Origin of the sequence: Citrobacter sp. S46_ASV_140 (assembly GCF_018919545.1) — a bacterium.
Lineage (GTDB): Bacteria > Pseudomonadota > Gammaproteobacteria > Enterobacterales > Enterobacteriaceae > Citrobacter > Citrobacter braakii.
The window spans coordinates 1-13638 of the sequence record NZ_JAHLRC010000095.1 but is presented as its reverse complement, the minus strand read 5'-3'; the positions used below and the strand labels follow the sequence as shown (position 1 = coordinate 13638).

The 13638-nt window shown below is 50.5% G+C and carries 10 protein-coding genes and 1 pseudogene; 3 read left to right on the top strand and 8 right to left on the bottom strand.

Going from position 1 to position 13638, the window contains the following annotated elements; genetic code table 11:
- Positions 1–50: 50 nt before the first annotated feature.
- From fkpB to KQJ19_RS24060, 5 genes and pseudogenes are all read right to left on the bottom strand, one after another.
- Positions 51–500 (bottom strand): FKBP-type peptidyl-prolyl cis-trans isomerase, encoded by a 450-nt coding sequence (gene fkpB, locus KQJ19_RS18445; RefSeq protein ID WP_003018929.1) that lies wholly within the window; start codon positions 498–500, stop codon positions 51–53.
- Between the two features lie 117 nt (positions 501–617).
- Positions 618–1115, bottom strand: coding sequence for a signal peptidase II (gene lspA, locus KQJ19_RS18440; RefSeq protein ID WP_003018932.1), 498 nt, complete (start codon positions 1113–1115; stop codon positions 618–620).
- Positions 1115–3931, bottom strand: coding sequence for an isoleucine--tRNA ligase (gene ileS, locus KQJ19_RS18435; protein ID WP_216403959.1), 2817 nt, complete (start codon positions 3929–3931; stop codon positions 1115–1117). Before ileS ends, lspA begins: the two co-directional genes overlap by 1 nt.
- Before the next feature lie 37 nt (positions 3932–3968).
- Complete coding sequence (gene ribF / locus KQJ19_RS18430) at positions 3969–4907, bottom strand: bifunctional riboflavin kinase/FAD synthetase (protein ID WP_216403958.1); 939 nt, start codon at positions 4905–4907, stop codon at positions 3969–3971.
- A 7-nt stretch (positions 4908–4914) separates the two neighbouring features.
- Positions 4915–5130, bottom strand: a pseudogene (locus KQJ19_RS24060) (DUF2575 domain-containing protein).
- A 105-nt stretch (positions 5131–5235) separates the two neighbouring features.
- On the opposite strand from KQJ19_RS24060, the gene rpsT reads away from it, so the two are divergent.
- Positions 5236–5499, top strand: coding sequence for a 30S ribosomal protein S20 (gene rpsT, locus KQJ19_RS18425; RefSeq protein WP_003018940.1), 264 nt, complete (start codon positions 5236–5238; stop codon positions 5497–5499).
- Between the two features lie 521 nt (positions 5500–6020).
- Here the strand turns inward: rpsT and KQJ19_RS18415 are convergent.
- The gene (locus KQJ19_RS18415; protein ID WP_103766847.1) at positions 6021–6746 is read right to left on the bottom strand and encodes a winged helix-turn-helix domain-containing protein; all 726 of its coding nucleotides are present in this window, start codon (positions 6744–6746) and stop codon (positions 6021–6023) included.
- A 257-nt stretch (positions 6747–7003) separates the two neighbouring features.
- The gene (locus tag KQJ19_RS18410; RefSeq protein ID WP_019078334.1) at positions 7004–8485 is read right to left on the bottom strand and encodes a glycosyl hydrolase family 18 protein; all 1482 of its coding nucleotides are present in this window, start codon (positions 8483–8485) and stop codon (positions 7004–7006) included.
- Positions 8486–9262: 777 nt separating this feature from the next.
- Here KQJ19_RS18410 and KQJ19_RS18405 point away from each other — a divergent pair.
- Together KQJ19_RS18405 and KQJ19_RS18400 are read left to right on the top strand one after the other, a co-directional pair.
- Positions 9263–10636 carry an MFS transporter gene (locus tag KQJ19_RS18405; protein ID WP_103766848.1) on the top strand — a complete coding sequence of 458 codons (1374 nt, stop codon included), beginning with the start codon at positions 9263–9265 and terminating at the stop codon, positions 10634–10636.
- 40 nt (positions 10637–10676) lie between these two features.
- Positions 10677–12716, top strand: coding sequence for a glycoside hydrolase family 31 protein (locus KQJ19_RS18400; RefSeq protein ID WP_216403957.1), 2040 nt, complete (start codon positions 10677–10679; stop codon positions 12714–12716).
- A 48-nt stretch (positions 12717–12764) separates the two neighbouring features.
- Here KQJ19_RS18400 and nhaR read toward each other — a convergent pair.
- Positions 12765–13638, bottom strand: an 874-nt coding sequence (gene nhaR / locus KQJ19_RS18395; protein ID WP_216403956.1) for a transcriptional activator NhaR, incomplete at its 5' end; no start/stop codon positions are given.

Here is a 13638-nt window from a genome sequence, read left to right as displayed (position 1 = left end):
GGTCTACGCCAGCGCAAAAACCGCGCGGGTTGGCCAACAGGATCTGCATTTTACGCCTCCAGTGCCGGTTCGACTTCCAGCACTTCAATATCAAAATGAACGGTATGCCCGGCCAGCGGATGGTTGAAATCAACCGTGATCGAGTCACCATTGATTTCGCGGATCACACCAGGCATCTCACTGCCGTCCATTGCGGTAAAGAGCATGATAGCGCCAATTTCTGGCTCGCCCGCGTCCATAAATTCCCGACGCGAGAAATACTGAATTAAGTCCGGGCTGGACACGCCGAAGGCGGCATCCGGCTCCAGAGCAAAAGTGGTTTTATCACCTTCTTTTAACCCCAGCAGGTGTTGTTCCAGTCCTTCAGACAGAGAACCGTCGCCCAGGCGAAACAGCGCAGGCTTGCCGTTATTGCGGGTTGACTCTGCGGTGGAGCCATCGTCGAGCTTAAGGGTGAAGTGCACCAGCACCGCACTGTTACTCTGTACTGATTTAGACATGCAGGTTGCTCTTTAAAATTGCTGCCGCCTGTTTGCCCGATAGCGCTACGCTTACCGGGCCCACAAGAATCGCAGTATATTGTAAGCCGGATTAGCATAGCGCCATCCGGCATTTTTTTATGCGGCTTTTTTCTCTTTCGACGGTAAGAAGCCTTCGAGGACAATCAATGCCGCACCGATACAGATCGCCGTATCAGCAAGGTTGAATGTCGCGAAATGCCAGTCACCGACGTAAAAGTCAATCATATCAACCACGAAGCCGTGCCACAGGCGGTCGAACAGGTTGCCCAGCGCACCGCCAATGATTAACGCATACGCGATGTTGTTTAGCTTCTGCGTCGCCTTCGAGCGATACATCATCACCATCAGGATAACGCAGATACCAATGGCGATACCGGCAAAGAACCAACGTTGCCAGCCACCGCTGTCGGCTAAGAAGCTAAACGCCGCACCATAGTTACGCGCATAGTGCAGATTAAGCGACGGGAACAGCGACACCGTATCCCCCAGAGCAAAGTTCTGGAGGATCAGGTATTTGCTGCCTAAATCGATAATCAGCACGACTACCACCAGCCACAGCCAGCGTAGTCCTGTTGAACATAGAGGCTTACTCATCAGGCAAACTTACGTTGTTCGCCATCACCGGCGATGTTGCTGACACAGCGTCCGCAGATATCTGCATGTTCCGCCACCTGGCCGACATCGGTAGTGTAATGCCAGCAGCGCGGACATTTCTCACCTTCGGCTTTGCTTAGTACGATTTTCAGACCTTTAAGCAGTTCGCTCTGCTGAGCGTCAGCAGGAGCCGCTGCATAATCCGCAACCGTCGCACCGGAGGTCAGCAGAACAAAGCGCAACTCTTCGCCCAGCGCGGTCAGTTTCGCCGCCAGTTCTGGTTCAGTGTACAGAGTAACCGCCGCTTCCAGCGAACCACCGACTTTCTTATCAGCACGTGCCTGCTCGATGACCTTGTTCACTTCGCCGCGCACTTTCAGCAACTCGTCCCAGTAGGCGTCATTCATCGCTTCGGTTTCGCCTAAGCCAAACAGACCTTCGTACCATTCACCGGTAAAGACGTACTTCTCACGCTCGCCCGGCAGGTAACCCCAGATTTCATCGGCGGTGAAGGACATGATCGGCGCCATCCAGCGTACCAGCGCTTCTGCAATATGGAACAGCGCAGTCTGGCAACTACGACGCGCCACGCTGTCCGCTTTCGCGGTGTACTGACGGTCTTTGATGATGTCGAGGTAGAACGAACCCATTTCTACGGAGCAGAAGCGCATCAGGCGCTGTACTACTTCGTGGAAGTCATAGGCTTCATAAGCTTTCAGGATCTCTTCCTGCGCCGCTTGCGCACAACCTACCGCCCAGCGATCCAGCACCACCATCTCTTCCGGTTTCACCATATCTTTTACCGGATCGAACCCATTCAAGTTCGCCAGCAGGAAGCGTGCGGTGTTACGGATACGACGATAGCTGTCGGCAGCACGTTTCAGGATTTCGTCAGAAACGGCCATTTCGCCGGTATAGTCGGTAGAAGCGACCCACAGACGCAGAATATCCGCGCCCAGTTTGTTCATTACGTCCTGCGGGCTTACGGTGTTACCGATAGACTTGGACATTTTGCGACCCTGACCATCAACGGTGAAACCGTGGGTCAGTACCTGACGGTATGGCGCTTTGCCCTTCATTGCAGTGGAGATCATCAGAGAAGACATGAACCAGCCGCGGTGCTGGTCAGAACCTTCCAGATACATATCTGCCGCATGGCCTGCAAACTCAGGACGCACGTCCACAACGGAGGAGTGGGTTGAACCGGAGTCGAACCACACGTCCAGCGTATCCGGGACTTTGACATACTGGTCAACTTCATCGCCGAGGATATCTTTCGGGTCGAGATCCCACCACGCCTGGATGCCGTCAACTTCAACGCGTTTGGCCACTTCTTCCATCAGTTCGATAGCACGCGGATGCAGCTCTTCGGTGTCTTTGTGAACAAACAGAGACATCGGCACACCCCACGTACGCTGACGGGAGATACACCAGTCAGGACGGTTGGCAACCATCGATTCAATACGTGCCTGACCCCAATCCGGGATCCATTGCACGCCTTTGATCTCTTTTAGCGACTGCGCGCGCAGACCTTTCTGATCCATGCTGACGAACCACTGCGGAGTCGCACGGAAGATGATCGGCGATTTGTGGCGCCAGCAGCACGGGTAGCTGTGCTGCATCTTCTCAACGTGCAGCAGAGCGCCTTTATCGCTCAGCAGCGCAACGATTTTGTCGTTGGCTTTAAAGACGTTCACACCGTCCAGATCCGGATAGGTACCCGCCAGATATGCGCCGTCCGGGCCAACCGGGTTAGCGATTTCCAGACCGTATTTCTGGCTAATGACGTAGTCATCCGGACCGTGGCCGCCGGCGGTATGGACCGCACCGGTACCCGCATCCAGCGTAACGTGATCGCCAAGAATAGCCGGCACGTCAAAGCCCATAAACGGATGGGTAAAGCGCAGCAGTTCCAGCTCGGCGCCTTTTACGGTGCCCAGAATAGTGTATTCAGCCGCACCAATACGCTGCATGACGCTTTCAACCAGATCCTTCGCCAGAATCACAGCCTGCCCGTCAATCTGCACCAGCGCATAGTCAAAATCAGGCGCCAGAGAGATTGCGCGGTTCGCCGGTAACGTCCACGGGGTGGTAGTCCAGATAACCAGTGAGATCGGGCCATTGACGTCAGAAACGCCAAATTTCGCTTTTACCGCGTCCTGATCGGCGGCGTGGAACGCAACGTCGATGGACGGGGAGGTTTTGTCATAATACTCAACTTCCGCTTCCGCCAGCGCGGAACGGCAATCAACGCACCAGTGCACCGGCTTCGCACCTTTGTGCAGGTGACCGTTGCCGATGATTTTACCCAGCGCACGAATGATGTTGGCTTCAGTTTTGAAGTCCATGGTCAGGTACGGATGCGACCAGTCGCCCAGCACGCCAAGACGGATAAAGTCTTTACGCTGACCGTCAACCTGCGTCGCTGCGTATTCACGGCATTTGGCGCGGAACTCAGCGGCGGTGAACTTCTCGCCCGGCTTGCCGTATTCCTGCTCTACTTTCAACTCGATAGGCAGACCGTGGCAGTCCCAGCCCGGAACGTAAGGCGAGTCGAATCCCGTGAGTCCTTTGGACTTCACGATAATGTCTTTCAGAATCTTGTTAACCGAGTGACCAATATGAATGCTGCCATTCGCATAAGGAGGGCCATCATGCAGAATGAAGGTTTTTTTGCCTTTTTTGGCCGCACGAATGATGCCGTACAGGTCATCATCAGTCCAACGCGCCAGCATTCCCGGTTCACGCTTGGCGAGATCGCCGCGCATCGGGAACCCTGTTTCCGGCAAATTCAGGGTTGATTTATAGTCACTCATCAGATTCTCGGTTCCGTATTTAAAACTCGTATAGGCATTAAGCCGGTTTTGTTAGCCCAAAAAATTCACGGGCAGTCAACTCATCACGCGCAATCTGCGCTTTTAGTTCATCCAGCGAGGCAAATCGCTGTTCGCTGCGTATTTTTTTACGCAGTACTACATCTATATGGCGACCATACAGGCCCATTACAACGTCCAATAGATGCACTTCCAACTGTTGGCGTACGCCTGCTACCGTCGGGCGTGTGCCGATGTTGGCGACGCCGGGTAAAGGTTTGTCACCCAGCCCCATTACTTCAACCGCATAAACCCCTTTCACCGGAGAAACCTGGCGACGAAGCGGTAAGTTTGCCGTCGGAAAACCGATAGTGCGCCCTAACTCGTCACCGTGAACTACGCGTCCTGAGATAGTAAAAGGATGCCCAAGCAGGCTTTCGGCCAGTTGCAGGTTATCTTCCGCCAGCGCTTGACGTACCGCGGTGCTGCTGATGCGCACACCGCCTTCACAGAAGGTTTGGGTGCTGGTGATATCAAAACCATACTCAGCGCCCGCTTCCTGTAATAACAAGAAATCGCCCGCACGGCTAGCGCCAAAGCGGAAATCATCACCAACGGCAAGAAATTGTACACCAAGGCGCTTCACCAGCAGATCGCTGATAAAGGTCTGCGCCGTTAATGCCGCGAAGCGCCTGTCAAAACGCACGCACAGCACGTAATCAACGCCGCACTCCGCCAGATAACGCAGTTTTTCCCGCAGGCGGGTGAGGCGCGCAGGTGACTTGTCCGTCGCAAACAGCTCCAGCGGCTGCGGCTCGAAAATCATCACCATCACCGGTAAATTGCGTTTGCGCCCTTCTTCCCGTAAGCCCTGCAGCAACGCACGATGGCCACGGTGCACGCCGTCGAAATTACCAATAGTCAGCACACACCCATGCGGGGCCTGACTGAGATTATGTATGCCTCGTATCAGCTTCATGTCTGGCTCAAAACAGTGAAAATCGTGAAAGTATACCCTGTACCGCGTTCAACGTTAACCGGCGATTGTTTCTACGAAACAGAAAGAGGATGGTTTTCATCGTTATGAAACAAATTGACGCCCTTCACGGGCACACCAATGCAATTTTTCTCGTGGAAAGGCTGTATTCACGCCCCGCAAGCTGGTAGAATCCTGCGCCATCACTACGCAACGAGTGCTGCAATTTAAACGGCGCTTATTTGCACAAATCCATTGACAAAAGAAGGCTAAAAGGGCATATTCCTCGGCCTTTGAATTGTCCATATAGAACACATTTGGGAGTTGGACCTTGGCTAATATCAAATCAGCTAAGAAGCGCGCCGTTCAGTCTGAAAAGGCCCGCAAGCACAACGCTAGCCGTCGCTCTATGATGCGTACTTTCATCAAGAAAGTATACGCAGCTATCGAAGCTGGCGACAAAGCTACTGCACTGAAAGCATTTAACGAAATGCAACCGATCGTGGACCGTCAGGCTGCTAAAGGTCTGATCCACAAAAACAAAGCTGCACGTCATAAAGCAAACCTGACTGCACAGATCAACAAACTGGCTTAATCGCCTGCTTGTTGTCGCTTTGTGAAAAAAATCACGCAAGCGTAGCACAATAAGCCCCATCATTTTTGATGGGGCTTTTTCATACTTTCAACCTGTCGCTATGCGATACAATTTGGGCTGAACCCGAATCTCTTTCCTCTTTTCGGCACTCAATACCTCCTGAATGTCTCTCAGGTCCTTCGCTCCACAGATAAAGCCAGTATCAGAAAGCATAAACTCTCCGCGGAACTTGTTATCTGGTTAATTATCGGAATGAGCTTCATTATGATCTCTACATCACCGATGCGGTGACAAAACTCGAGCTTGTTCTGGATGGCTCTCTGGCTGCCAACTTTATTAATCAGACCTGCTGGAAATTCCGTGATGAACCGCTTGAGGCATTATTTCATCTAACCGACTCATCACTGGACGCATCATCTTGCCGAACGACGGTTAACCGAGCTTTTCGGTGGCAAGATGACGCTCTCGCCTTATCCACCAAACGCATAATAAACTTAAGTTGCATTACGTAACGAAAAATATCATGAAGTCACTTTTTTACATATATATTCATGATTTTTGCAATTTTCGCTTGTATCGTACTTATTGCACTGGCACAGGATAAATCCTTTTTGTCCATGACTATCTTTTCCCGTTTCAGGATTTAAATACAGGTTTTTCCCGCCATTATGAAGACGTAACTCTTCCCTGTAGAAAAACACTGTCAGGAGTACTAATACGGTAGTCAATACAAATGTCAGGAACGCTAAAATAACCCTCGCCTTATGCAGGGAGAGATTAACGGCAACGTCTGTTTTTTTGCCTTCGGTTTTTTTCTGAATTTCATAATGAGCACTGAGAATATCAGTGTCAGAAGGACAGGAAAATACCTCAATGGCAGCAGGTTCATTTTTTTCAGCGCCTAATTCAGCAACCGGTGTAACGCTATAGGCCGGATTGATCTGGTAGCCCAGTCGGGGATGGGTCACGATTAAATCCGTCATCTCTATATCCCGCAAATCACGCCGCAAGGCATAAATCGTCTGCAATAACGTACTATCGCTGGCGAATAAACCAAATTGTCCCCATACCTCATCGCAAATTTGCTTTTTTGTCGTTATATCTTGTTGGGTATGTGAGATGAGACACTTCAAACAGCGACCTTTCACGCCGGATAAATGAATACTTTCCCCATCCTTAAGATGATGAAGAACCATTTCACTTGTATCAAACAATAAATCATTTCCAATCATGAATGATGTAACCATTTGAAAATCCATTAACTATTGAGATGCATTATTTTAGTACCAAAAATAATCATCTAACTGAGAGAATTGTCAAACCTGATGTAAAAAACCATAAAAAAATCTAAAAATAAGAAGGCAATGTCATAAAATGTAATATAAATTTACTTATTCAATCCAAAATAATAATTCACCTGATACACAATATTTATTTACTTATCTATGTTTTTTACACGATGAGACAGCCGAAAATGTCCCCCATTACAGGGGGACATGAGCGCTTACTTTGTAATACCTTTAAAATAGAACGGTCTCATATCAACAGTTTGCCGCGTCATTTCGCAGCCCAGCCCTTCGCGAGCCGCATTCACCAGCGGGCCGCGATCCAAATCCGCCGTCCAGGTAAACAGGCCGCCCAGGCCGCGGGATTTTACGTACTCGGCTTTGGCCTTCACGGTGCGCGGGGTATCCAGCGACATAAAGACTTTAGACTGTGGGTTATACAGGAAATCCGCATCCGCCACTTCATCGGTGTAAACAATAAAATTATTGCGGCCGGTCTGGTTTTCCAGATCAAGATAATTTGCGATATGGTCGTACCATTCCGTTGAGCCGGATTCAAATGTTCCGACCGTCGTGCCGTATCCTGGCGTGTAAGTTCCTTTCAGCGGAGATACGCTCTGGATCGTCGCATCATGAGCATTACGGCTATAACCGGCATAACCGATAAAGACCTGTTTAAGCGGCACCCCAATCGACTCCAGATAATTAACGGCGGTCTCTACGCTCCAGTTATTCGCGCTGCCATTCGGGTAGAGATTGGTATGATGCGCCAGCTCGGTAGCCCACGGCGTACCAAAGAAGTCGTAGGTCATTAAATTAATGCCCCAGACCCCCGCATCAATGAGCGCTGGAATATTGGCTTTTTTCAGTTTCTCGATATCACCCGCCGCGGCAACGCTAATTTTCACATCACTGCGATTGATTTTATTCAGCGCGGCTTTCACATCCTTAATCAAGGCAGCAAAATTTGGTGCGTCAGTATCATCGTAGGTATTACCGGTATTTCCCGGGGCACCCGGATATTCCCAATCCAGATCGATTTCGCTAAACATCGGGAATCGGGTGAACAGATCAGTCAGGCCGTCGCAGAATAGCGCACGTTTATGTGGATCCTTAGCCATAAAGTGGAACGCCTGGCTCATGGTCCAGCCGCCGATACTCATTGAAAGATGGAGATTCGGGTTCTTTTTCTGTACATCGCGTAACCCCCCCAGAACGCCCTGTGCATCGTACTGATGGAAAAGCGCCATGTAATCATTGCTTACCCAGCCCGCAAAGCCGCAGTTGCGGTAGGAGGCAACATCTCCCCACGCATCGACAAAAGTGGGTTGCCATTGCGTACGCTGGAAGTCGACTGCGGCATTGTTGATGGTCGTCGCTTTCTCGCCGGTATCGCCGACGATCCCGCAGAAACCCAGCGTAATTTTATCGTAAGCAAAGGGGTCTAATAACGCCAGGTCAACGCCGCGCCCACAGCTGGAAGGCGCGAAATCACCATCGAGACGGCCGTCATATTGCGACCAGTCCGTCCAGTAACCGGACACTTTAAACTCGTTGGGCTTGTACTCGTTATAGGCTACCTTCGCAACACGCGCCGATGTATAGCTAAACTCATTGGTTTCCGTGGCCGCCACAAATCCGTTCTGCTCGTACTCTTTTGTACTGAGCGAATCATTTTGTACCAGTTTGCTGTTAGTCATAATGCTTACCTCGTTAATGAGTCATAGAAGAAATAGTGTGTCCCATACGTCCGGTGGGACACCTATGTAATGCTCCCATTATGCGAGGGGTGCTAATCACAAACGCTTTGAAACCATGAGATATCGATTTGATGAGATCTCATTTTCTGTATAAAACAGGTTATGAGATAGGGTAAGAAGCAGGCTGGAGGGTCTCAGGAAATTACTTTCTGTTTGATCTTAAAGATTTTTTCTCCGGCACATCCACTTTGCTCAACGCACGCCAGTGACCCTGCCACAAGGTGGCAGGGCGCAGTGTACCGACTGGCCGAGTAACAACCCCCCACAACCCAATACCGTTCACTTAAGCGGCGCGGCATTGCGCGTAAGCGGGTTTTTTATGCCTGTCGTTTGCAGCCTGATTCGACAGCAACCGTCATTCACTGATCTTGAACAGTACTCCTCCTGCCCGCTCCTCCTTTCAGTCCGCCACCTCACCAGGTACATGAAAGTTATTTTCTTTCACTGTTTAACTTTTTTAATTTCATTGTAGATGAAATTGTGACCACCATAACAAATGAAATAATTACTCATCCAAAAACGAATAAACGCAATCCTGAAGTAAGATTTGATAATTGATCACGATGCCAGAGTTAACTATTTTTCATAAAACCAATTAACCACTACCTCAATCCAAAGGCTAACGTTTTCTGGAAACAAAAAATAAAAAACACCCTATTGCTTAGAAAGTAAAAGCTGTTTTTCTGGGCGTATCGCACCAATATCGGAGTTATCATTATGAGTTCTGTTATTGAGGATACCCAGTCTTGCGGGTCAGCATCATTATCTTTACTACAGCGTATTAGCTACGGCTCTTTAGATGTGGCAGGTAATCTACTGTACTGTTTCGGTTCAACCTACATCTTATATTTCTACACGGACGTTGCGGGTATCAGCCTCGCCGTAGCCGGGGTTATCCTGCTACTGGCGCGTATTGTAGATGGTATAGACGCCCCCATCTGGGGAATCATCATCGATAAGACGCGTTCGCGTTACGGTAAATGCCGCCCTTGGTTTTTATGGTTACCGCTGCCTTTTGGTGTATTCAGCGCGCTGTCATTTTGGTCTCCCGATATCAGTATGACAGGAAAAGCTATCTATGCAGCAATATCCTACATGATTGCCAGCATTTTATTTACCGGACTTAATACACCACTCAGCGCAATATTACCCCTGATGACCCTATCCCCCAAGGAGCGGCTGGTATTAAATTCCTGGAGAATGACCGGCGGGCAAATTGGGGTTTTATTAATGAATGCCACTGCATTGCCCCTTGTTGCATTTTTAGGTAACGGAAACGATCATACAGGATTTATTTATACGGCGATTCTGTTTGCCGTCATATCCTGTTCACTAACGCTTTTCGCCTTTAAAAATATCCGTGAAATGGATGCGGATAAAATACAGCAAGAACCAAGATTGCCGATGAAAAAAAGTTTCACGGCGATGAAAGGTAACTGGCCATGGATCCTGATGGTGCTGGCAAACCTGATCTTCTGGATCGCCCTGCAGCAGCGCTCCACGACGATTGTCTACTATCTAACCTACAACCTTGACCGCAAAGATCTGGTTCCGCTGATTAACAGCCTGGCGACAATTCAGATCCTGTTTATCATCGCCATTCCTTTCTTTAGCAAATACCTGGCTAAAACCTGGATATGGGTAGGCGGCTTACTGGTCGCCACCTTAGGCGGCGTCCTGATGTGGCTGGCGGCGGACAACATTCCTTTCCTCATCGCTGCCTGGGTGCTCGGAAATATCGGCAGCGGAATCGCCTGCTCAATGCCGTTTGCCATGCTGGGCTTCGCCGTCGACTTCGGCGCATGGAAAACGGGTATCAAGGCTACCGGCATTCTTATCGCCTTCGGCAGTACTTTCTGCATCAAGATGGGCAGTGGCCTAGGTACCGCTTTCGCCGCCTGGATCATGAACAGTTTTGGCTATGTTCCGAACCACGCCCAGAACGCTGCAGGTCTGGAAGGAATTACCTGGGCCTTTATCTGGACGCCTGCCTTGCTCTTCACGCTCGCGGCGATCCCGCTGCTTTTCTTCCGTAAATACGAAGCGATGGAAGAGAAGATTCGCCACGATCTGGTAACCATCAATCAATAACATACCTTACCTTCACCCTCGAAATACGGGAGGCACCACCATGCCATTTGTGCAACATGACCCGCGTCGCCTGGTCTGGCAGCAAAACGATCGCTATTTGTGGATTGAACCCTGGGGCGAGAACAGCCTACGCGTGCGCAGCGGCCGTCATCTACCGGTAATGAGAAATGAGGACTGGGCATTGAATGAGCCCGTCGCAGAAAGCCTCTGCCATATTGTTTATGAGCACCACCAGGCGACGCTGACTAACGGTAAAATTATCGCTGTCGTCAATCAAAAAGGGCAAGTCACCTTTTACCGCCATTCGCATAAGCCCCTGTTGCAGGAGTTCTGGCGTCTGCGGGGCGAAATCGGTGAGGACGAGTCTTCACACGGTCAGTACGTCAGCGCCCTAAACCTTGAAGGGCGCGAATTCCGCCCTATTCCGGGAGGAAAATATTCGATTAAAGCCCGCTTCGAAGCCGCCGAAGGGGAAAAAATCTATGGCATGGGCCAGTATCAGCAGGCCAATATGGATCTTAAAGGGTGCGTTCTGGAGCTGGCACAGCGTAACTCCCAAGCCTCAGTACCATTCATGCTTTCAAGTCTGGGCTACGGATTTTTATGGAACAATCCAGCAGTTGGTCGCGTAACCTTCGCCCACAACGTCACTGAATGGGAAGCTCAGGTCAGCGAACAACTGGACTACTGGATCACCGCTGGCGATACCCCCGCAGAAATCAGCCAGGCTTACGCGCTTGCTACTGGCACACCGCCGATGATGCCGGATTACGCCATGGGTTTCTGGCAGTGCAAACTCCGCTATCGTACTCAGGAAGAGCTGCTGGCGGTCGCCCGCGAGTATAAACGACGCAACTTGCCCATCTCGGTTATCGTTATCGATTTCTTCCACTGGCCAAATCAGGGTGACTGGATGTTCGACCAGCGCGACTGGCCCGATCCCGGCGCCATGATCGCCGAGCTAAAATCACTGGGCATTGAGCTGATGGTCTCTGTCTGGCCGACGGTGGATAACCGCACCGAGAGCTATCGGGAGATGCATGAAAACGGCTGGCTGGTGCAAACGGAACGCGGATTACCGATCAATATGGATTTCCTCGGCAATACCACTTTTTTTGACGCCACTCATCCAGGCGCTCGTGACTACGTCTGGGGTAAAGCTAAGCGCAACTATTACGATAAAGGCGTGAAGCTCTTCTGGTTAGATGAAGCTGAACCTGAGTTCAGCGTTTACGATTACGACAACTATCGCTATCACGCCGGGCCAGTGCTGGAAGTGGGCAATATCTACCCGCGAATGTACGCCCAAACCTTTTTTGATGGCATGAAAGCCGATGGCGAAGACAAGGTTATCAACCTGCTACGTTGCGCCTGGGCCGGGAGCCAGAAATACGGCGCGCTGGTCTGGTCCGGAGATATCCACTCTTCGTTTCGATCGCTACGCAATCAGTTTGCCGCCGGACTCAATATGGGAATCGCGGGGATACCGTGGTGGACGACGGATATCGGTGGTTTTCATGGCGGTAATATTCACGACCCGCAATTTCATGAGTTGCTGATTCGCTGGTTTCAGTGGGGCGTCTTTAGCCCGGTGATGCGTCTGCACGGTAACCGCGATCCGCAGATTTTACCGGAACATGCTTACCGTGATGGCATTGCCCAATGCCCGACCGGTGCGGCGAACGAAGTGTGGAGCTATGGCGAGGAGGTGTGTGAAGTTTTGACCGGCTGTCTGACGTTACGTGAAAAGCTAAAGCCGTACATCAAAGCTCTGATGGTGGAAACGCACGAACGCAATGCGCCGGTAATGCGCCCCCTGTTTTTTGAATTCCCAGAGCAGACAAGGAGTTGGGAAATTACCGATCAGTACTGTTTTGGCCCCGACCTACTGATTGCGCCCGTCATGCACGAAGGTATGCGTGAACGTGACATCTGGCTACCAGAAGGGGAAACATGGACGGAACTTGTGACCGGCGAGAGTTATGCGGGAGGACAAACGCTGCGCTATGCCGCACCACTGAACAGAATTCCGGTATTTATCCGCGAAAGTGGTCAATACCGGAATTTATTAAAGCTGTAGAATCCTTCCGGCTGTAGGCAACCACCGCAGCCGGAAGCATTACGACGATCAGGCTGATTGCAGCTTAAATAATGCCGAGTAGTCCGCATTGCAAATACGCTGCACCGCTGGATGCTGGATCATTCTTTCTGCAAATATGGCGTGATACTCCTCCATCACATTCTCTACGCGTCCAATTTCAACAATAGAATCATCGGCATAGAAATTGTGGGAATAAAGCGTAGGCGCAACAAAAATAGCATTATGCGTTGCGCCGAACGCTTTCATCAGCGCGGCGTCATCAAACTCGCCAAGGATTTCAACGTTCAGCCCTTGTGAGTTAATCCAGTTCAGCAGCTTACGCCCGAGCATCGAACGGCGCCCAGGGATCAGCAATCGACGCTCTTCGAGGCAGGCCGGAAATGGTTTCTCAGGCAATGGCTGGGTGCACCAAAAGCTCACGCTGCATTCGCCAATCCGCACTGAGAACAACCCTTCCTGCTGCGTAGAATCGATCGGGCAGTCGGAGATAATCATATCCAGTTTATGCTGGCTGAGCTGATCAAGCAGCATCTCGTGCGTTGATTCAAAACAACGCAGATGGATTTGTTCATCTTCAACGACTGCAGCATTCAGCACGCTGCTGACCAGCTGTTTGGACAACGCATCCGCTACGCCGACATCGAACAGTAAATTCGACTCTTTGCGATAGTTCACGATATCCAGCATTTCCTGGCTTAACGTGAACATCTTATCCGCATAACGAAAAACCAATTCGCCTAATTCGGTGGGCTCCAGTCCACGCCCCTTCCGCTTGAACAACTTTCCCTGTAAGCGTTCCTCAAGCGCTTTAATCTGCCCGGTAATGGTTTGCGGTGTCAGATAAAGCGCCTCTGCTGCACCAACCACCGATCCTTCTTTATATACATGCCAAAAGTAGTAC